Below are 18,565 nucleotides of genomic sequence, written 5' to 3'. Positions count from 1 at the left end.
CTAGTCGCTCTCTTCAGTGCGGTGCTCGGTGGACGGGCGGCCGAAAGGCGCCGTGTCCTCCGTGGTGGACTCCTCGTCTGCCTCGCGGCCGGCGGTGGCAAAGGCAGCCAGGCCGGTGAACGAGGCGTCCGGCGGGACGGCGGAGACCCTGGTCTCCTCGGTGCGCTCGGCCTGCTGGGGCCGCGCCGTACCCTCTTCCTCGTGCCGTTTGCTGCGGCGTCGGGGCAGTCCGCCGGGAGTGGTCTCCACCGCCTCGGAAGGCTCGGCCACCGGCCGGGCGGACGCCGCCGCCGACACCTGCGCGGCCGCCGCGGGCGGGGCCGCCGAGGTCGACGCCGTGGTCGTGGCAGTCGTCGCAGCAGCCGCGGGAAGCGGGCTGAAGTACTTGTGCGGGACCACGACCACCACCGAAGTGCCGAGCCAGGGCGAGTCCGCGAAGGTGACGCGGATGCCGTAGCGGCGAGCGAGTGCGCCCACCACGCGCAGACCGATGTTGGCGTCCTCGGAGATTCCGCCGATGCCGGGTCCGGCCGCGGTGCCGGTGAGGGCCTCCTCGGCCTCGCGCTTCTTCTCCTCGCTCAGGCCCTTGCCGGAGTCCTGGATCTCGATGCCGACGCCGTTGGGCACCTCCTTGCCGGAGACGAGCACGGGCTCGCTGGGCGGCGAGTAGCGGGCCGCGTTGTCCAGCAGGTGGGCGAAGATCAGCGTGAGGTGGTCGACCAGGCCGCCGTCGACGCCGAGTTCGGGCAGATGACGGACCTCGACGCGGTGGAAGTCCTTGATCCGGCCGATACCGCCACGCACCACGCTGAGCAGGCGCTGCGGCTCCTGCCACTGCCGGCCCGGGCGGTCCGAGCCGCCGAGCACGCCGATGCTCGCGGCGAGCGAGTCGGCGGGGCCGAGTTCCTGGTCCAGCTCCATCAGCCCGCGGGCGACGGCCGGCAGCCGGCCGTGCTCGCCCTGCAGCTCGTGCAGCCGGCCGCGGAGCTTGCTGGTCAGCACGTGGATGCGGTTGCCGATGCTGATCACGGCCTGCTCGGCGGTGGTGGAGCGGTTGAACTCCTCCTCGACGCCGATCAGGGCGGTGCGCAGCACCTTGCGCAGTTCGGCCTGCAGGTCGGTGCTGACCTTGGCGCACTGGCCGGGCTCGGGCAGCAGGTCGTCGATGGCCTCACCGGCACGCAGCTGCTTGAGCGCGTCGGGCAGCTGCTCGTCGGCGAGCCGGGCCACCGCGTCGTGCTGGTGGGCGAGCTGCTCCTGCCAGACCTCGGCCTGGTCGGCGAGCTGGGCCTCGTACGACTTGGCCTGGTCGGCGAGGCGCCCCTCGAAGGCCCGCGCCTGCTCGGCCAGTTGGGCCTCGTACGTCGAGCTCTGCTCCGCCAGCCGTGCCTCGTAGGCGCCGGACTGGTCGCCCAGCCGGGCCTCCAGCGCGCCGCGCTCGGCGGCGTACTTCCGCTCCAGGCCCGCAACATGCTGCTGCCACTGCTGCGAGTGCTCGGCCTGCGCGGCACGGAAGGAGCCCTCGCTGGCGCTCAGCTGCGTGCGGGTGCGGAGCAGCAGCCGTACGCACACGGCGCTGGCGGCAGTGGCCGCGATGCCCGCGACACCTGCGGCGATTCGCTCGGAGCTCATGAACGTGGCGGCAACCGTTCCGCCTCCTAAGGCCAGCGGCATCAACCACCAGCTGTACCAGGCGACAGGGGCCCGCGCCGCCGGCGGCGGAGTGGCGAGTTCCATCTGCATCCTTACAAGCAACACGAACGAACAGGGGGGTGTGCAAGGGGGACCGCACTGATGCGTGAACACCACGGGACGACCGATCGCGATCGAGTCAACTCGCAGCGCCGCACAGGAGCTTATCGGGTTTGAACCCGAAAGGATCAACCTCGAACAGCCGACGGAAGTGAGGGTTCCATCACTCTCAGCCAGCGGCCCACACGTCGACAAATCCCTTTGCGGACCAGCGAACTTGTCAGTTGATGACAATTCACCTGTCCATGACTGTCCGTCGTTGATAAGCCTTGACGGATTACCGACGGGTATCGTCGCGGCCGTGCCGAAGAGAGCCGCTGTGCCGGTGGAGGAGCCGGGCGGCCCGTTCAACGCGTTACCGACGGGCCTGCACCACCACCTCAGACCGTTCTTCGCCGACATCACCGAGGAGGTCGTACGGGCGATCAGGACCGAGATCCCCGAGTACGCACGCCCCGCCGACGACACGTACATGCAGGGTGTGCACCGGGGCGTGGACCATGCCCTGCAGGGCTTCCTGGAGCGGATGGCGAAGCCGGACACGGACTGGGAGCCGGTGAAGGCGACGTATCAGCGCATCGGCCGCGGGGAGGCCGAGGAGGGGCGCAGCCTCGACTCGTTCCAGTCGGCGCTCCGGCTGGGGGCGCGGGTGACATGGCGGCGGGTGAACGCGCTGGTCGACGCGGATCTGCTGCCGCGCAATGTGCTGGCGGCCTTCGGCGAGGCGCTGTTCCTGCACCTGGACGAGATGGCGGCCGCGACCACCGCCGGCTACACGGAGGCGCGGCTGCACGCGGCCGGCGAGCTCCAGCAGCGCCGCACCCGGCTGCTCGACCTGCTCACCGCGGATCCGCCCGCCTCCGCCGAGGCCATCGCGGACCTCGCGCACAGCGCACGCTGGCCGGTGCCGCGCGCGCTCGCGGTGGTGGCGATCGACCACCGCCCGCAGGCGGCCGGGCAGCCGATCGTGGCGCCGGAGTTCCTCGCCCGCTTCGACATCCAGCCGGCCGTGCTGGTCGTACCGGACCCGGAGGGCCCCGGCCGGGCGCGGGCGGTGGCCGGGGCACTGCACGGACGGCTGGCCGCGATGGGCCCGACGGTGGCACTGCAGGAGGGCGCGCGGTCGCTTCGCTGGGCGTCCGAGGCACTGGACCTGATGCGGCGGGGCGTGCTCCCGGGCGGTGAAATGGTGCGCTGCCAGGACCACTTGGCCACGCTGCTGCTCCTGCGCGACGACGCGCTGATCGACGCCATGGCCGAGCACCGGCTGCGCCCGCTGGAGCAGGTGCGGCCACCGCAGCGCGAGCGTCTGGCGGAGACCCTGCTCAGCTGGCTGCAGTGCGGGCACAACGCCAGTGAGGTCGCCGTCCGGCTGGCCGTGCACCCCCAGACGGTGCGCTACCGCATGCGCCAGCTGGACGAGCTGTTCGGCTCCCAGCTGCACGACCCGGCGGCCCAGTTCGAGATGCAGCTGGCCCTGCGCGCCCTGGAGCTGCGCCGCGTCGCTACAGGGACTGGCGCAGGGTGACCGTCATGGCGGTGAAGCCGCCCCGCTCGTAGAACCGGATGGCGTCCGCGTTCGCCGCGTAGGCGGTCACCTCGGCCTGCTCGGCTCCCTGCCGCCTGGCCCAGTCCAGGAACTCCTCCACCAGCCGGTCTCCGGCTCGGGCGCGCCGGTGCTCGGGCCGGACGTAGATGCTGACCAGGGTCGCGGAGGTGACGGTCCGCTTCTCCGTGGGCCCGGTGACGGATCCCGTCAGGTGCCCGACGACCTGTCCGTCGTGCTCCACGGCGAGGACGAGTCGCGCCGGGTCCTCCAGGGCCGCGGCGAACGACCGCGCGCCGTGCTCGCGCGGCCAGTCGACATTCACGCTGCTGTCCCGCGTGCCGCCGTCCTCGGCGAACAACCCGGCGCTGGAGGCGACGAGGCCCGGTATGTCCTCGACGCGGGCGCGTCGCACGATCACCTGTCGATCAGTCATGCGCGCAGGCTATCGGCGGGCACTGACAGTGACACTTCCTGGACACCTGTCCCGCTATAGTGGACACCTGTCCAGGAAATCGAAACAAGAATGACGGAGCCCTGCAATGGAGACGCTCGCGAACGTACTGGTCGGTCTGGTGGCCGCCCTGCATGCCTACATCCTGGTGATGGAGATGTTCCTGTGGCAGAAGAAGCCCGGGCGGGCACTGCACGGGTTCGACCGGGAGATGGCGCGGGCGACCGCGCCGATGGCCGCCAACCAGGGGCTCTACAACGGCTTTCTCGCGGCCGGCCTGGTCTGGGGCCTGATCGCGGCGGACCCGACCGGCTTCCGCGCCCAGGTGTTCTTCCTGTGCTGCGTCGTGATCGCAGGCGTCTACGGCGCCCTCACCGCCAACCGCCGCATCCTGTTCGCGCAGGCACTGCCCGGCGCGCTGGCCCTGGCCGCCGTCCTGATCGCGCAGTGACCCGCCGCGCGCCCCATGACCCGCGGGCCGCACGCACCCGGGCGCGGCTGCGGGAGGCGCTGCTCGCGGAGTGCGCCGAGCGGCCCCTCGCAGAGGTGGGGGTGGCGGCGCTGGTACGGCGGGCCGGGGTCGGACGGGCCACCTTCTACGTCCACTACGACGGTCTGGAGGCGCTGGCCGTCGACGCCTGCGCGGATGTCGTCCGGGAGGCCGTGGAGGCGCTGCACTCGTGGCAGGGCCGCCCGGACCCGGTGCATGCGCCGCCAGCGCTGGCCGAGTTCTTCGCCTCGCTCTCCCCGCACGCCGGCCTATACCGCGAACTGCTGACCCCGGGCGGCGGCGGCCCTCTCGGCCGGGTGCTGCACCGGGACCTGCGCGCCTACAGCCTCCGCGAACGCGAACGGGCGGGCGCGGCGGACGCACCGCTGGTCGCATCGGCCGTGGCCGCCACCTTCGCGGGCGTCCTGGCCGACTGGCTGCACGGCCTCCTCGAGGGCGACGCGGCTCAAATCGCCGACGAGGTCTGGCAGTTGCTGGTGGCCCTGCACGCGAGCCGGTGACGGAAGCTCACGCGCAGCCCATGCCCGCCTTCACCAGCGGCCAGGCCTCGATGCCGTCGCCCTTGCTCCACGGGTCGCTGCCGTCGGCGTAGATCTGCCCGTCGCGCTCCAGTGCCCGGCCCGCGGCACCCGACGCGATCCGCACAGCGCGAACGCCGTGCTCGCCGACTTGCTGCACGGGCACGTGCAGCGGCCCTCTGCAGGGCGCCTCGGGAACCGCGCCGTCGACCACGAGATCGTGCGCCTTCTCACTGCCGCACGCCAGCGCCGCCGAGGCGACCAGCACCGTCGTCGCCACCACTCGTCGGCGCATCCCCACCCCTTCGTTCCGCTCGCCGGCCTACGGCCCTGCGACGCGGCGGTGCGGAATGTTTGCGGCTAGCGGGCGGCCGTCTGGAAGGTGCGCCGGTACGCCTGCGGTGAGACGCCGATCGCGGCGTGCAGGTGCTGGCGCAGGGACGCGCCCGTTGCGAAGCCCACACGGCCCGCGATCTGGTCGACGGACAGGTCGCTCGACTCCAGGAGGTGCCGGGCCCGGGCGATGCGCTGCTGGACGATCCAGCGGCCGGGGCTGAGGCCGACCTCCTCGTTGAAGCGGCGGGCGAAGGTGCGCAGGCTCATCCGGGCGTGCGCGGCGAGGTCGGAGAGGGTGAGCGGTTCGTCGAGGCGTTCCAGGGCCCAGGCGCGGGTCGCGGCGGTGCTCGCGGCACCGCTCTCCGGCACCGGCTGCTCGATGTACTGGGCCTGACCGCCGTCCCGGAACGGCGGTACGACGCAGCGGCGGGCCACGGCATTGGCCAGCTCGCTGCCGTGGTCGGTGCGCACGATGTGCAGGCAGACGTCGACGCCGGATGCGGCGCCCGCGGAGGTGAGGATGCGGCCGTCGGCGACGAAGAGGACGTCCGGGTCGAGGTCCACGTGCGGATAGCGCCGCCGGAACGCATCGGTGACCTGCCAGTGCGTGGTGGCCCTCCGGCCGTCCAGGAGGCCCGCCGCCGCGAGGACGAAGGCGGCCGTGCAGATGGAGACGATCCGTGCCTCCGGGCGGATGAGGGCGAGGGCGGCGGCGAGCTCGGCGGGCAGTTCGGTGGGGATGCGCGAGGGGGTCATGGAGGCGACCACCACCGTGTCGGCCGTGGCCAGGATCTCGGGACCGTGCTCCACACCGATGGTGAAGTCGGCGCAGGTGCGCACCGGTTGGCCGTCGACGCTGCAGGTCAGCACCTCGTACCGGCCGTCGGCGGCGCCGAGGATCCGGCTGGGGATACCCAGCTCGAAGGGGTACACGCCGTCCAGGGCCAGCACCACGACCCGTTCCATCTGCCGCTCACCAGTCATGGCACGATCTTATCGAAGGTTGGCAATCGTGCCATTTTCTTGTCGGGCGGTCCCCGGCAGGCTGGGTGACCATGAGCGATGTGAACACGATGCGAGCCATCAGCCAGGACGTCCTCGGCGGTCCCGAGGTCCTCAAGGAAGTGCAGTTGCCGCGCCCCGAGCCGCGTACCAACGAGGTGCTGGTCCGCGTGCGCGCCGCCGGCCTCAACCCGACCGACTGGAAGCACCGCGCGAACGGCGGTTTCCTGGGCGAGCCGCCCTTCGTCCTGGGCTGGGACGTCTCCGGCACGGTCGAGTCGGTCGGGATCGGTGTCGCCCGGTTCAAGCCCGGCGACGAGGTCTTCGGCATGCTGTCGTACCCGTTCGGCCACGGCTCGCACGCCGAGTACGTCACCGGCCCGGCGCGCTGGTTCGCGCACAAGCCGGCCTCGATCGACCACACGCAGGCGGGGGCGCTGCCGCTGGTCTCCCTGACCGCATGGCAGGCCCTGGTGGAGTACGCCGACCTCCAGCCGGGACAGCGGGTGCTGGTCCATGCTGCGGCCGGCGGGGTCGGGCATGTGGCCGTGCAGATCGCCAAGGCGCGCGGCGCATATGTGATCGGCACGGCGAGCGCCGGCAAGCACGACTTCCTGCGCGAGATCGGCGTGGACGAGGCGATCGACTACCGGGAGACGGACTTCACCGAGGCCGTGAAGGACGTGGACGTCGTCCTGGACACGATCGGCGGGGACACCTCGACGAACTCGCTGCGCGTGCTGCGCCCCGGCGGGATCGTCGTCTCGATCCTGCCCGTCGGTTCGAAGGACTTCCACGAGGAGGCGGAGCGGCTCGGTGTGCGGGCGCTGCGCATGCTGGTGGACGCCTCGCACAGCGGTCTGAAGGCGATCGCGGAGCTGGTGGAGGCGGGGAAGTTGCGCCCCACGATCGCCGGTACCTTCCCGCTGGCCGATGCCGCCGAGGCACACAGGCTCGGCGACACCGGCCGGACCGCGGGGAAGCTGGTCCTGACGGTCGGCTGAGTCAGAACGTCAGCACGGGCTTGATCGCCTTGCCCGCGCCCATGTCCCGCACCGCCTGGTCGATGTCCGCGAACGGATAGGTGCTGATCAGGCGGTGCAGCGGGAGCCGTCCCTCCTTCACCAGCCGCACCAGTGACGGGATGAACGACTGTGTCTCGGCGTCGCCCAGGGTGAGGCCGACGACCTGCTTGCCGCCCAGCAACCCGTTGACGTCCAGGGCGACTTCGCTGCCGAAGGGCGGGGCTCCTACGACGACCAGGGTGCCGCGGGCGGCGAGCGCGTCGACGCCCTGGCGCAGCACGGCGACGCTGCCGGTGGTTTCGACGGCACCGTCGGCGCCCTGGCCGCCGGTGATCTCCGCGAGCGCCTCGCCGAGGTCGGCCTCGCCGACGTTGACGGTGTGGGTGGCGCCCAGCTCCTTGGCGAGCGAGAGGCGTTCGGCGACCTTGTCGACGGCGACGATCCGGGTGGCGGGGGTGAGGGCGGCGGCCATCACGGCGGACAGGCCGACGGCGCCGGCGCCCAGGACGACGATCGTGCTGCCCGTCACGGGCTTCAGCACGTTCCAGACGGCGCCCACACCGGTCTGCACACCGCAGCCCAGCGGTGCGATCGACTCCAGCGGTACGTCCGCGTCGACCTTGACGAGGCTGCGCTCGTCCACCAGCGCCCGCTCGGCGAAGGAGGACTGGCCGAAGAAGTGACCGCCGAGCGGGATGCCGTCCCGGCTGATGGTGGAGGTCCCGTCGGCGCGACGGCCGCCGATCAGGTTCAGCGGCAGCCAGGTCGCACAGTAGGCGGGGTGGCCGCCGTGGCAGTTGCGGCACTCCCCGCAGGAGGTGAAGGACAGCACGACGTGGTCGCCGGGCGCGATGCCGGTGACGGCCGGTCCGACGGCCTCGACGACACCGGCGCCCTCGTGGCCGAGCACGCCGGGCAGCGGGAAGGGAAGGCCGCCGCTCGCGACGCCGAGGTCGGTGTGGCACAGGCCGGTGGCCACCATGCGGACGACCGCCTCGTGGGGCCCGGGCTCGTCGAGCTCGACGTCGGCGAGGGTGAAGGGCGCTCCGCCCGACTCGACGACCGCAGCACGGGTGGGGATGGACATCGTACGAACTCCCTTGGTTCTCGGGCGAGTTGAGCCGTGCGGGTTCAGTCGAGCGAGACGACCACGGACTTGACCTTGGTGTAGGCGGCGAGGGCCTCGGGCCCGTACTCGCGGCCGAAACCGGAGTCCTTGACGCCGCCGAAGGGCACCGCGGGGTCGAGCATGGCCCAGTCGTTGATCCAGACGATGCCGGCCTGGAGGCGGTCGGCGATGCGGTGGGCGCGGGCGAGGTTGCTGGTCTGGATGCCCGAAGCCAGGCCGTACGGCGTGGAGTTGGCGAGCTCGACGGCCTCGTCCTCGGTTTCGAAGGGCTGCACGGTCAGGACCGGGCCGAAGATCTCCTCCTGGACGACCCGGGAGTCGTTGGACAGGTCGGCGATGACGGTGGGCTTGTAGTAGTAGCCGCCGTCGAGGTCGAGCCGCTCGCCGCCGCAGACTATGCGGCCGCCCTCCTTGCGGGCGATGTCGACGTATTCCTCGACCTTCTTCAGGTGCTTCTCCCCCGCCATCGGTCCGACGACGGTCTCGGGGTTGCGCGGGTCGCCGACCGGTACGCCGGGCACGGCCTCGGAGAGGATGCCGAGCAGGGTGCTGTAGACGGGACGGGCCACCAGCAGGCGCGGGCCGCCCATGCAGAACTGGCCGGTGTTGAAGACGAAGGCCTTGATGACCGCGCCGACGGCCTTCTCCAGGTCGGCGTCCTCGAAGACGATGTGGGCGGCGTTGCCGCCGAGTTCCATGGTGACGGGCTTGAGGGCCTCGCCTGCGGTGCTCGCCACATGGCGGCCGATCGCGGTGGAGCCGGTGAAGGCGACCTTGTCGACTCCGCGGTGGCGCAGCAGCGCCTCGCCGGCGACCGGTCCGGTGCCGGTGACGACGTTGACGACGCCGTCGGGGACTCCCGCCTGCTGGAGCAGCCTGGCCATGTACAGGGCGCTGAGCGGGGTCTCGTCGGCCGGCTTGTGCACCACGGTGTTTCCGGCGGCGAGCGCGGGGCCGATCTTCGAACCGGCCAGGATCAGCGGGAAGTTGAAGGGCGTGATCGCGGCGACCACGCCGATCGGCTCGCGCTTGGTGTACGCGAGGGCGTTCATCGGGGTGTCGCGGACGGCGCCGTCCAGGGAGTGGGCGAGGGCGGCGAAGTGCTCGTAGTCATTGGCCGCGTTGGTGATGTCGACGGCATGGCACAGCGAGATGGGCTTGCCGACGTCGAGGCTCTCCAGGCGGGCCAGTTCGTCGGCGTTCTCACGGATCAGCTCGGCGACGCGGTGCAGGATCCGGCCGCGCTCGCGGCCGCTCAGCCCGGACCAGGCGCCGCCGTCGAAGGCCTCCCGGGCGGCGCGCACGGCCGCGTCCACGTCGGCGGCGCCGGCCTCCGCAACGGTGGTGACGACCGCGCCCCGGGACGGGTCGACCACCTCGGTGCGCGCTCCGTCGGCGGCCTCGCGCCACCGGCCCCCGACAAACAGCCGTCCGGGTTCGATCTCGAAGGCGGTCATCACCACTCCTCAGCCTCATTGCCAAGATTTCAACCAACAGGATTCCTGTTGGTTCGCAGTCTCATTACGGACAGGTTTCCTGTCAATGCTCTAGGCTGAACTCATGCTCGACACCCAGGCGACCAAGACGTCCCCGTCCCTGCTCTACATGGTGAAGCAGGTGGAGCTGGTGGTGCGCTCGCACCTGGACGAGCTGGTCAAGCCGTCCGGCATCACCGCGCTGCAGTACACCGCGCTCACGGTCCTGGAGCGGCACGACGGACTGTCGGCCGCACAGCTCGCCCGCGACTCGTTCGTCACCGCCCAGTCCATCGCCGATCTCGTACGGTCCCTGGAGGGCCGCGGACTGGTGCGCCGGGAGCGCAATCCGCACAATCGGCGCGAGCTGCTGATCCTGCTGACGGACGCCGGACGGGAGCTGCTGGAGCAGTTCGCGGCGCCCGTGCGGGAGCTGGAGGAGCGGATGGTCCGGGATCTCACGGCACACCAGACCGAGCAGCTGCGCCAGGCCCTCACCAAGGCCTGGCACGCACTGTCGTAGTCCGGCCGCACCCACCGTGGGAGCGCTTCCTTGCAATTCGAAGACATATGTCAATCGAACATGCTCAAATTCACTCCATCGAGGGTAACTTGCAGGGCGGAGCAGGTTGGAGGCGATGTCGTCGTGCACCAGGAACCCGCACCGCTGACCCGACACCTGCGCGTCCACCGGGACCGGGGCCATACGGTGCTGGAGTTCCGCGGCGAGATCGACATCGCCGCGGCCCTGGAGATCGCCCCCGTTCTGGACCGGGTGACGGCACGCCCCGAGGTCCGCCTGGTGATCGACCTGCGGCCGGTCGAGTTCTTCGACTGCTCCGGGTTACGCCTGCTCTACCGGGCGCGCGCCCGGGTCCTCGACCAGAACGGCGAGCTGCGGCTCGTCTGCACGCACCCGCTCGCCCTGCGCATCATGCGGGTCACCGGACTGACCCGGCTGCTGCCCGCGCACCCGACCCTGGACGCGGCCCTGGGCCAGCCCGAGGCCACGTCCGGGTCGTGGTGAGACTCCCTACTTGAGGATCTTGGTGACCTGACCCGCGCCGACCGTCCGGCCGCCCTCACGGATGGCGAACTTCAGTCCCTCCTCCATGGCGATGGGCTGGATCAGCACGACATGGATGCTGGTGTTGTCGCCCGGCATGACCATCTCGGTGCCCTTGGGCAGGGTCACCACACCGGTGACGTCCGTTGTGCGGAAATAGAACTGCGGGCGGTAGTTCTCGAAGAACGGCGTGTGCCGGCCGCCCTCGTCCTTCGACAGGATGTACGCCTGCCCCTCGAACTCCGTGTGCGGGGTGACCGAGCCGGGCTTGATGACGACCTGCCCGCGCTCCACGTCCTCGCGCTTGACACCGCGCAGCAGCAGTCCGACGTTCTCCCCGGCCCGGCCCTCGTCGAGCAGCTTGCGGAACATCTCGATGCCGGTGACGGTGGTCCTCGTCTTCTGCTCGTGGATGCCGATGATCTCGACCTCGTTGTTGACGTGCAGCACACCGCGCTCGATCCGGCCGGTGACGACGGTACCGCGGCCGGTGATGGTGAAGACGTCCTCGATCGGCATGAGGAACGGCTTGTCCACGTCGCGCTGCGGCTCGGGGACCGCCGTGTCGACGGCGTCCAGCAGGTCCAGCACCGACTGGGTCCACTGCTCGTCGCCCTCCAGGGCCCTGAGCGCGGAGACCTTGACGACCGGGACGTCGTCGCCGGGGAACTCGTACTCGCTGAGCAGCTCGCGCACCTCCAGCTCGACCAGTTCCAGGATCTCCTCGTCGTCCACCATGTCGGTCTTGTTGAGGGCGACGACGATGTACGGCACGCCCACCTGCCGGGCCAGCAGCACATGCTCCTTGGTCTGCGGCATGGGTCCGTCCGTGGCCGCCACGACCAGGATCGCGCCGTCCATCTGGGCGGCGCCCGTGATCATGTTCTTGATGTAGTCCGCGTGTCCGGGGCAGTCGACGTGCGCATAGTGCCGGCGCTCGGTCTGGTACTCGACGTGGGCGATCGAGATCGTGATGCCGCGCTGCCGCTCCTCGGGCGCCTTGTCGATCTGGTCGAACGGCGTGAACGGGTTCAGGTCGGGAAACCTGTCGTGCAACACCTTGGTGATGGCCGCCGTGAGCGTCGTCTTGCCGTGGTCGATGTGACCGATCGTGCCGATGTTCACGTGCGGCTTGGTCCGCTCGAACTTCGCCTTCGCCACTGCAACCCCTCCTGAGCATCCCTGTGATGCCGAGCGTTGCTCGCTACCTCATGTCTATTCGCTTCGCGGCGCGTCGAACAGGGCGCTGACGGACTCCCCGTTGTGAATGCGTCGTACGGCCTCGGCGAGGGCGGGGGCGATGGACAGGATCCGCAGCTTCTCGGTGCGCTCCTCCTCCGGGACCGGCACGGTGTTGGTGCACACGATCTCCAGTACGTCGGGCTGCTCGCCGATCCGCTTGAGCGCCCCGGCCGCGAACAGGCCGTGCGTACAGGCCACCCGGATGGACCGCGGCCCCAACTCCCGCAGCCGCTCCAGGAGTTCGAGGACGGTACTGCCCTTGGCGATCTCGTCGTCCAGGACGATGACGTCCCGGTCGGTGACCTCGCCGATCACCGAGCTGATGGAGACCCGGTCGTCCGCGTACCGCTGCTTGGCGCCGGCGGCGACCTGGGCGCCGATCATCCGGGCGAAGGCGGCAGCCTCCTTGGCGTTGCCGAGGTCCGGCGAGACGACGGTCGTTCGGGACAGGTCGTGCTGCCGGAAGTGGGCAGCCAGTTCGCGCCGGGCGTGCAGATGGTCGACCGGTACCGAGAAGAAGCCGTGCACCTGCGGCGAGTGCAGCGTCATGGCGAGGACCCGGCTCGCGCCCGCCGCGACCATCAGGTCCGCGACGAGCCGGCCGCCCAGGGAGATCCGGGGTGCGTCCTTCTTGTCGGAGCGTGCGTAGGAGTAGTGCGGCATGACGACGGAGATCCGCGCCGCCGAGGCGCCTCGGGCCGCGTCGCACATCAGCAGCAGTTCCACGAGGTGCTCCTGGACCGGCCGGACCAGCGGCTGGATCAGGAAGACGTCGCGCTCGCGGCAGTTGGCCTGGAGCTGCACCTCCAGACAGTCGTTGGCGAAGCGGCTCACCCGGGTGGGGCTGAGCGGCACACCGAGATGCGCACAGACCTCCGCGGCCAGGTCGGGGTGGGCGCTGCCGCTGAACACGGAGATGTCTCGCACGATCCGCTCCTCGCGTGATCATTCCGGGGGACGGGTTCATGCTACTGACCGCGGAAATTCGGTTGCGGTGCGCCACCGGCCGCACGCCATGATGTCCCGGTCCGAGTCCCTCACCTCAGGAGATCCCATGCGCCGACTCCTCGGAATCAACCAGCGCCCCCATCGGCCCACGGTTCTCGAGGACTCGACCCCGCATGAACACCCTGAACATCGGCATTCTCGCCCACGTCGACGCCGGTAAGACCAGCCTCACCGAGCGGCTGCTGTTCGACCACGGAGCGATCGAGCGGCTAGGCAGCGTCGACGGCGGTGACACCCGTACGGACGACGGCACGATCGAGCGGCAGCGCGGCATCACCGTCCGCTCCGCCGTCGCCGCCTTCACCGTCGGCGCCACCCAGATCAACCTCATCGACACCCCCGGGCACTCCGACTTCATCGCCGAGGTCGAGCGCGCCCTCGAGGTCCTGGACGGTGCGGTGCTGCTGCTGTCCGCCGTGGAAGGCGTGCAGGCACAGACGAGGGTGCTGATGAGGACGCTGCGGCGGCTGCGGCTGCCCACGCTGGTCTTCGTCAACAAGATCGACCGCGCGGGTGCCCGGTCCACGGGCCTGCTGGCCGACATCCGGCGCAGACTGACGCCGTACGTCGCACCGCTCACGGACGTGCCGGGCATCGGCACCGCCGACGCCCGCGTGACCGTACGCCTGCCCGGGGATCCGCAGCTGGCCGAGGCGCTCGCCGAGGTCGACCCGGAGGTCCTCACGGCGGTCGTCGACGGCCCCGCGCCCACGCCCGACGACCTGCGCAAGGTGCTCGCCGCGCGGACCGCCGACGGCTCCTTCCACCCGGTCTTCTTCGGCTCGGCCCTCGGCGGACAGGGCGTCCCCGAGCTGGTCGAGGGGATGGTCGGGCTGATTCCGCCGGCACCGCCGGCCGAGGGCACCGGCCCGCGCGGCACGGTCTTCGCGGTACGTCCCGGCCCGGGCGGCGAACGCACGGCGTATGTGCGGCTCTACGACGGCGAGGTGACACCGCGTCAGCGCCTCACCCTGCTGCGGCGCGAGGCCGACGGCCGCACCACGGAGGTCTCCGGACGGGTGAACCGCCTTGACGTCATCGGCCGGGACGGGCCGCTCACGGCGGGGAACATCGCGGCGATCGGCGGTCTCGGCGGAGTACGGGTGGGTGACCGGCTCGGTGAACTCGCCGACCGCGCCCCGCAGTTCGCACCGCCCACACTGGAAACCCTGGTACGGGCCCGGCACCCCGAGCAGTCGGCCTCACTCCGGACCGCCCTGCTCGCCCTCGCCGACCAGGACCCGCTGATCCACGCCCGCCCCGGATCCGCCGGCACCACCGCCCTCCTCCTGTACGGCGAGGTGCAGATGGAGGTCCTCGCCGCCACGCTGGCCCAGGACTTCGGCATCGAGGCCGACTTCGAGCCGGGCCGGGTGCGGTTCCTGGAGCGCCCGCAGGGAGTCGGCGAGGCCTCGCAGGAGATGCCGTGGCACCTCGGTACACGCCTCTGGGCGACGATCGGGCTGCGGGTCGAGCCGGGGCCCCGCGGCTCGGGCGGGGTGTTCACCTACGAGACGGAACTCGGGGCACTCCCCCGCGCGTTCCACCAGGCCATCGAGGACACGGTGCACGCCGGCCTGGAGAGCGGGCTGAGCGGTGCCCCCGTCACGGACTACCGGGTCACGCTGATCCGTTCCGGCTACTGCGCACCGATCAGCACGGCCGCCGACTTCCGGGCGCTCACCCCGATCGTGCTGCGCGGCGCGCTGCAGCGGGCGGGGGCCCGGCTGTACGAGCCGTACCACGCGTTCGAGACGGAGGTCCCGCTCGACGCACTCACTCCCGTCACGGCCCAACTTGCCTCCTGCGGTGCGGAGTTCACCGGCACCACCGGCGGCTCCACGGCGTGGCTGATCACGGGCGAGCTGCCGGCGCGGCGGGTACGGGAGGTCGAGCTGCGGCTGCCGGGGCTCACGCATGACGAGGGGGTGTGGTGGTCTCGCCCGTCGGGTGACCGGGAGCTGCGGGTGCACTGAGGCGGGTTCGAGACGCTCGTCAGCCGATCCGCCAGGGACGGAGCTTCTCGGGGTTGCGTACTGCCCAGATGCGCCTGATCCGGTCGTCCACGATCTCGAACGAGAACACGGTCGCGATGGTGCCGTCCTGCACCGCCACCAGGCCGGGAAGGCCGTTGACCGTGCACTCCAGGAATGTCGTGCGGTGGCCCGCCACCCGCGCGATCTCGGCGTAGGCGTGTGCGATCTGCTCGCCGCCCACGATCGGATGCAGATGGGTGACGGCCAGCCCGCCGCCGTCGGCGGTCGCCGTGGCGTCGGGGTCGAGCAGGCCGATCAGGGCGTCGATGTCCTTGGCCTCCCATGCCGTTCTGAACCGCCTGACGATGCCGGCCTGCCCTGCGCTCGGGCCCGCCGGAGCCTGCGCGGTCCGGATACGACGACGGGCGGACGAGGCCAGTTGGCGGCACGCCGCCGGGGTGCGGCCGACGATCTCGGCGACCTCGGTGAAGGGGTAACGGAAGACGTCGTGCAGGACGAACGCGACACGCTCGGCCGGTGTCATCGAATCGAGAACCACCAGGAAGGCCATCGTCACCGACTCGTCGAGGGTGACCCGGTCGACCGGGTCGATCCCATCGACGCCGGAGCGGCCGGTGGTCCATTCCGTGGGCTCGGGCAGCGGTTCCGGGATCCAGTTGCCGACGTACGTCTCACGCCTGGCCCGCGCCGAGCCGAGCAGGTTCAGGCAGATACGGCTGGCGACCGTCACCAGCCAGGCGCCGGGCGACTCGATGGCCTGCTGCTCCCGTGCGGACATGGCGTACCAACGGGCGTAGGTCTCCTGCACGACGTCCTCGGCGTCGGCAAGGGATCCGAGCAGCCGATAGCCGAGGTTGATCAGCCGCCGCCGCTCGCTCATGATCGCGTCAATGCCGGGCTCGCTCTGATCGTCGCCCGTCTCGGCTCTGGTGGTCATGGTCCGGACGTCTCCCTCGCTCGCTTCTGTGGCTCTACCCGATAGGACAAGGCAGCGCGCCGGGATGTGAGGCCGAGGCGCCGCCTCACATTCCGCACGGCTGCGTTGTCGTACCGGCGAGGACGACAACACACGATGCAGAGGGGACTTCGATGACCGACTTCCAGGCCGTCGCGGACCGCGTCGAGATCGAGGCGCTGCGCGGGGAGTTCACCGACGCGGCGATGATGCGCGACCGGCCGCGGCTGGCGTCGCTTTTCACACCGGACGGTGTCCTGCGCATGCCCAACATTCCCGTCGAGCAGGTGGGCCGCGAGGAGATCCTTGCCGGAGGTGAGCGGCTGCAGGCCCAGTGGGACTTCTTCGTCCAGAACACACACCCCGGCACGATCCAACTCGACGGTGACACCGCGACCGGCCGCGCCTACATCCAGGAGATCGCGCGCACCCTCGACGGCCGCCAGGGACTGAACTACGCCGTCTACCACGACCGTTACCAGCGCACCGAGGAGGGCTGGAGGTTCGCCGAGCGGGTGTACGAGGTCAGGTATCTCGACACCTCCCCGCTGGCGGGCACGGCGCCCCAGTCGGCGCGGAGCTCCGGAACCGGCCAGGCTCCGGCCAGGTCCTTCGCCGACCCCGCGTCGGCCGAGCAACTGGAGCGGACAGCGGCCGCGCTGCGTGCAGGCGGCTTCGCCGCCGAGATCCTCGACGACGCAGCGGCTGCGCGTGTCCGCATCAAGGACCTGGTTCCCGAGGGTGCCGGCGTGTTCACCGGTGCCAGCGAGACCCTCCGGCTGTCCGGGATCGACGAGGACATCAACGGCAGCGGCCGGTACGACGCCATCAGGCCGCGCGTCCTGGCCGTCGACCGTGCCACCGGAGCCGACGAGATCCGAAGGCTGGTCGCTGCTCCCGATTTCGTCGTCAACAGTGTCGCCGCGGTCACCGAGACCGGCTCGCTCGTTCTTGCCTCGGGCAGCGGCAGCCAGATCCCTGCCAACGGGGGCGGCGCCGGCCACGCGATCTGGATCGTCGGCGCGCAGAAGGTGGTGCCCGACCTGAGCACGGCGCTGCGCCGCGTCGAGGAGCACGCCCTCCCGCTGGAGAACGCCCGCGCCCAGGCGGTGTACGGGATGCCCAGCGCGGTCAACCGCCTGCTCGTCCTCAACGCGGAACCCCGCCCGGGACGTGGCACCGTGCTGCTTCTCCGGGAGGCCATCGGCTACTGACCCGGCCCCCTCCGGTCGTGTTCACCACGACACCGGCAGTCGCCTCGGGCTTCGTGTCATCTGGCCCTCCCGCCACTCGATGGTGTCCGGGGTGAACTCGGCGCGGAGGTCGGGGAAGCGGGCCGCGAGGCGGTGCAGGGCGAGGCCGAGTTCCAGGCGGGCCAGCCAGGCGCCGAGGCAGTGGTGGGGGCCCGCGCCGAAGACGATGCTGGGGGCGGTCAGCGGGGTGAACAGGTCCGGTGGGCCGGGCGGGAACACGTCGGGGTCGCGGCCGGCGGCGTTGGTCTGGACGGCGACCACGCTGCCCGCCCGGATCGTCACGCCGCCGACCTCGGTGTCCTCGACGGCGCGGCGGATCAGACCGGGCAGTACCCGCCCCTCGCTGAGCGGGACGGCCCGCAGCAGCTGTTCGGCCGCGACGGCCGCCGTCTCCTCGTCCTCGGCGAGACCGGGCCAGGCCTCCTGCCGGTCGGTGAGGAGGTAGACGACGATGTTGCCGAGCGCCGTCATGGTGGTCTCGTGGCCCGCGACCACCAGTCCGCACACCAGGGTGACCAGTTGCCGTTCGTCGATGTCCAGGCTGTCACCCGCCGCCACCAGGCCGCTCACCAGGTCGTCGCCGGGGGTCTTGCGCCGCTGGGCGACCAGATCGGCAGCGAAGGCGCCGAACTCGTGCATGGCGGCGACGACCTGCTCCCGGGTGTGCGCGCCGCCGGAGAGCGCGTGGTCGGCCCAGTGCCGGATGCGCTCGCGGTCCACGTGGTCGAGCCCCATCAGCCGGGAGATGACGGAGACGGGCAGCGGGCGGGTGAAGCCCTCGATGATGTCCGCGGGACGGTCCTGCGCGGCGAAGTCGTCGAGGAGCGTCTCGACCACCGAGGCCACCCAGGGGTGCCAGCGGGCGATCGCGCGGGGCGTGAACGCCCGCTGGACGGTGCCGCGCAGGCGTTGGTGGGCCTCGCCGTCCTGGTTGAGGAGCCCGTTCGGGTCGTCCAGCAGGTTCGGTACGACGAGCAGCGGCGGGGCGTCCTCGGCGTAGAGGGAACTCCTGTTGAACCGGGGGTCCATGAGGACCTGGCGTACATCGGCGTAACGGGTCACCAGCCACACCGGGGTGCCGGTGGCGAGGGTGGCGGGGCGGGGCGGTCCGGGTTCGGGGAGGTCGATGCGGTGCATGGGGCAGAGGGGCCGGGACGTGCTGTGTGTACTCATCCGGGACTCCAGGCGCGCCGGTACGGAGAGTTCTCCACGCTAGTGCGCCCTGCGTGCCCCCGTCAGCGGTGCCATTCGGCCAACGGCCGGGTCTGCCAAGGGCTTTGGGGGGCATGCGCACTG

General features: G+C 71.2%; 18 protein-coding genes. 8 read left to right on the top strand and 10 right to left on the bottom strand.

What is annotated here, in order from left to right:
• Positions 1–1,737 (bottom strand): ATP-binding protein, encoded by a 1,737-nt coding sequence (locus tag ACFY1E_RS38700; RefSeq protein ID WP_389084877.1) that lies wholly within the window; start codon positions 1,735–1,737, stop codon positions 1–3.
• Between the two features lie 316 nt (positions 1,738–2,053).
• Here ACFY1E_RS38700 and ACFY1E_RS38695 point away from each other — a divergent pair, with 316 nt between their 5' ends.
• Complete coding sequence (locus ACFY1E_RS38695) at positions 2,054–3,280, top strand: PucR family transcriptional regulator (RefSeq protein WP_389084874.1); 1,227 nt, start codon at positions 2,054–2,056, stop codon at positions 3,278–3,280.
• Here ACFY1E_RS38695 and ACFY1E_RS38690 read toward each other — a convergent pair.
• Positions 3,258–3,734 (bottom strand): GNAT family N-acetyltransferase, encoded by a 477-nt coding sequence (locus tag ACFY1E_RS38690; RefSeq protein ID WP_389084872.1) that lies wholly within the window; start codon positions 3,732–3,734, stop codon positions 3,258–3,260. The genes ACFY1E_RS38695 and ACFY1E_RS38690 overlap by 23 nt on opposite strands.
• Before the next feature lie 106 nt (positions 3,735–3,840).
• Here ACFY1E_RS38690 and ACFY1E_RS38685 point away from each other — a divergent pair, with 106 nt between their 5' ends.
• Together ACFY1E_RS38685 and ACFY1E_RS38680 are read left to right on the top strand one after the other, a co-directional pair.
• The gene (locus ACFY1E_RS38685) at positions 3,841–4,203 is read left to right on the top strand and encodes a DUF1304 domain-containing protein (protein ID WP_389084869.1); all 363 of its coding nucleotides are present in this window, start codon (positions 3,841–3,843) and stop codon (positions 4,201–4,203) included.
• A complete protein-coding gene (locus tag ACFY1E_RS38680) occupies positions 4,200–4,763 on the top strand; it encodes a TetR/AcrR family transcriptional regulator (RefSeq protein WP_389084867.1) in 564 nt (187 codons plus the stop codon). The genes ACFY1E_RS38685 and ACFY1E_RS38680 overlap by 4 nt, the downstream gene beginning before the upstream one ends.
• Positions 4,764–4,770: 7 nt before the next feature.
• Here the strand turns inward: ACFY1E_RS38680 and ACFY1E_RS38675 are convergent, their stop codons facing one another.
• Together ACFY1E_RS38675 and ACFY1E_RS38670 are read right to left on the bottom strand one after the other, a co-directional pair.
• Positions 4,771–5,076: a hypothetical protein gene (locus ACFY1E_RS38675; RefSeq protein WP_389084865.1), complete on the bottom strand. Its 306-nt coding sequence runs from the start codon at positions 5,074–5,076 to the stop codon at positions 4,771–4,773.
• Between the two features lie 65 nt (positions 5,077–5,141).
• On the bottom strand, positions 5,142–6,101 hold the full coding sequence (locus ACFY1E_RS38670) for a GlxA family transcriptional regulator (protein WP_389084862.1): 960 nt from the start codon (positions 6,099–6,101) through the stop codon (positions 5,142–5,144).
• Positions 6,102–6,172: 71 nt separating this feature from the next.
• Between ACFY1E_RS38670 and ACFY1E_RS38665 the strand changes: the two genes are divergently transcribed.
• The gene (locus ACFY1E_RS38665) at positions 6,173–7,123 is read left to right on the top strand and encodes an NADP-dependent oxidoreductase (RefSeq protein WP_389084860.1); all 951 of its coding nucleotides are present in this window, start codon (positions 6,173–6,175) and stop codon (positions 7,121–7,123) included.
• 1 nt (position 7,124) lies between these two features.
• On the opposite strand, the gene ACFY1E_RS38660 is transcribed toward ACFY1E_RS38665, so the two are convergent.
• Both ACFY1E_RS38660 and ACFY1E_RS38655 read right to left on the bottom strand, forming a co-directional pair.
• A complete protein-coding gene (locus ACFY1E_RS38660; RefSeq protein WP_389084857.1) occupies positions 7,125–8,231 on the bottom strand; it encodes an NAD(P)-dependent alcohol dehydrogenase in 1,107 nt (368 codons plus the stop codon).
• Between the two features lie 44 nt (positions 8,232–8,275).
• Positions 8,276–9,730, bottom strand: a complete 1,455-nt coding sequence (locus ACFY1E_RS38655; protein ID WP_389084855.1) for an aldehyde dehydrogenase family protein — start codon at positions 9,728–9,730, stop codon at positions 8,276–8,278.
• A 103-nt stretch (positions 9,731–9,833) separates the two neighbouring features.
• Between ACFY1E_RS38655 and ACFY1E_RS38650 the strand changes: the two genes are divergently transcribed.
• Together ACFY1E_RS38650 and ACFY1E_RS38645 are read left to right on the top strand one after the other, a co-directional pair.
• Positions 9,834–10,271, top strand: coding sequence for a MarR family winged helix-turn-helix transcriptional regulator (locus tag ACFY1E_RS38650; RefSeq protein ID WP_389084852.1), 438 nt, complete (start codon positions 9,834–9,836; stop codon positions 10,269–10,271).
• Positions 10,272–10,394: 123 nt separating this feature from the next.
• Positions 10,395–10,775, top strand: coding sequence for an anti-sigma factor antagonist (locus ACFY1E_RS38645; RefSeq protein ID WP_389084850.1), 381 nt, complete (start codon positions 10,395–10,397; stop codon positions 10,773–10,775).
• Between the two features lie 6 nt (positions 10,776–10,781).
• Here the strand turns inward: ACFY1E_RS38645 and tuf are convergent, their stop codons facing one another.
• Together tuf and ACFY1E_RS38635 are read right to left on the bottom strand one after the other, a co-directional pair.
• Positions 10,782–11,975 carry an elongation factor Tu gene (tuf, locus tag ACFY1E_RS38640; RefSeq protein WP_389084847.1) on the bottom strand — a complete coding sequence of 398 codons (1,194 nt, stop codon included), beginning with the start codon at positions 11,973–11,975 and terminating at the stop codon, positions 10,782–10,784.
• A 54-nt stretch (positions 11,976–12,029) separates the two neighbouring features.
• Positions 12,030–12,983, bottom strand: a complete 954-nt coding sequence (locus tag ACFY1E_RS38635; RefSeq protein ID WP_389084845.1) for a ribose-phosphate diphosphokinase — start codon at positions 12,981–12,983, stop codon at positions 12,030–12,032.
• A 194-nt stretch (positions 12,984–13,177) separates the two neighbouring features.
• Between ACFY1E_RS38635 and otr(A) the strand changes: the two genes are divergently transcribed.
• Positions 13,178–15,040, top strand: a complete 1,863-nt coding sequence (gene otr(A) / locus ACFY1E_RS38630) for a tetracycline resistance ribosomal protection protein Otr(A) (RefSeq protein ID WP_389084843.1) — start codon at positions 13,178–13,180, stop codon at positions 15,038–15,040.
• A gap of 19 nt (positions 15,041–15,059) precedes the next feature.
• Here the strand turns inward: otr(A) and sigJ are convergent, their stop codons facing one another.
• Complete coding sequence (gene sigJ, locus ACFY1E_RS38625) at positions 15,060–15,998, bottom strand: RNA polymerase sigma factor SigJ (protein WP_389084841.1); 939 nt, start codon at positions 15,996–15,998, stop codon at positions 15,060–15,062.
• Positions 15,999–16,150: 152 nt separating this feature from the next.
• On the opposite strand from sigJ, the gene ACFY1E_RS38620 reads away from it, so the two are divergent.
• The gene (locus ACFY1E_RS38620) at positions 16,151–17,230 is read left to right on the top strand and encodes a nuclear transport factor 2 family protein (RefSeq protein ID WP_389084839.1); all 1,080 of its coding nucleotides are present in this window, start codon (positions 16,151–16,153) and stop codon (positions 17,228–17,230) included.
• A 21-nt stretch (positions 17,231–17,251) separates the two neighbouring features.
• On the opposite strand, the gene ACFY1E_RS38615 is transcribed toward ACFY1E_RS38620, so the two are convergent.
• Complete coding sequence (locus ACFY1E_RS38615; RefSeq protein WP_389084836.1) at positions 17,252–18,442, bottom strand: cytochrome P450; 1,191 nt, start codon at positions 18,440–18,442, stop codon at positions 17,252–17,254.
• Positions 18,443–18,565 lie beyond the last annotated feature (123 nt).

Origin of the sequence: Streptomyces sp. NPDC001604 (assembly GCF_042893475.1) — a bacterium.
Lineage (GTDB): Bacteria > Actinomycetota > Actinomycetes > Streptomycetales > Streptomycetaceae > Streptomyces.
This window is presented reverse-complemented; position numbering and strand designations above follow the sequence as displayed.

What these genes read in the sequence shown, in the direction of transcription:
- ACFY1E_RS38615 (WP_389084836.1), bottom strand. Translation starts at nt 18,442, where the DNA reads ATGAGTACACACAGCACGTCCCGGCCCCTCTGCCCCATGCACCGCATC.
- sigJ (WP_389084841.1), bottom strand. Translation starts at nt 15,998, where the DNA reads ATGACCACCAGAGCCGAGACGGGCGACGATCAGAGCGAGCCCGGCATT.
- ACFY1E_RS38700 (WP_389084877.1), bottom strand. Translation starts at nt 1,737, where the DNA reads ATGGAACTCGCCACTCCGCCGCCGGCGGCGCGGGCCCCTGTCGCCTGG.
- ACFY1E_RS38675 (WP_389084865.1), bottom strand. Translation starts at nt 5,076, where the DNA reads ATGCGCCGACGAGTGGTGGCGACGACGGTGCTGGTCGCCTCGGCGGCG.
- ACFY1E_RS38655 (WP_389084855.1), bottom strand. Translation starts at nt 9,730, where the DNA reads ATGACCGCCTTCGAGATCGAACCCGGACGGCTGTTTGTCGGGGGCCGG.
- ACFY1E_RS38650 (WP_389084852.1), top strand. Translation starts at nt 9,834, where the DNA reads ATGCTCGACACCCAGGCGACCAAGACGTCCCCGTCCCTGCTCTACATG.
- ACFY1E_RS38620 (WP_389084839.1), top strand. Translation starts at nt 16,151, where the DNA reads ATGACCGACTTCCAGGCCGTCGCGGACCGCGTCGAGATCGAGGCGCTG.
- ACFY1E_RS38685 (WP_389084869.1), top strand. Translation starts at nt 3,841, where the DNA reads ATGGAGACGCTCGCGAACGTACTGGTCGGTCTGGTGGCCGCCCTGCAT.
- ACFY1E_RS38660 (WP_389084857.1), bottom strand. Translation starts at nt 8,231, where the DNA reads ATGTCCATCCCCACCCGTGCTGCGGTCGTCGAGTCGGGCGGAGCGCCC.
- ACFY1E_RS38665 (WP_389084860.1), top strand. Translation starts at nt 6,173, where the DNA reads ATGAGCGATGTGAACACGATGCGAGCCATCAGCCAGGACGTCCTCGGC.
- ACFY1E_RS38690 (WP_389084872.1), bottom strand. Translation starts at nt 3,734, where the DNA reads ATGACTGATCGACAGGTGATCGTGCGACGCGCCCGCGTCGAGGACATA.
- ACFY1E_RS38670 (WP_389084862.1), bottom strand. Translation starts at nt 6,101, where the DNA reads ATGACTGGTGAGCGGCAGATGGAACGGGTCGTGGTGCTGGCCCTGGAC.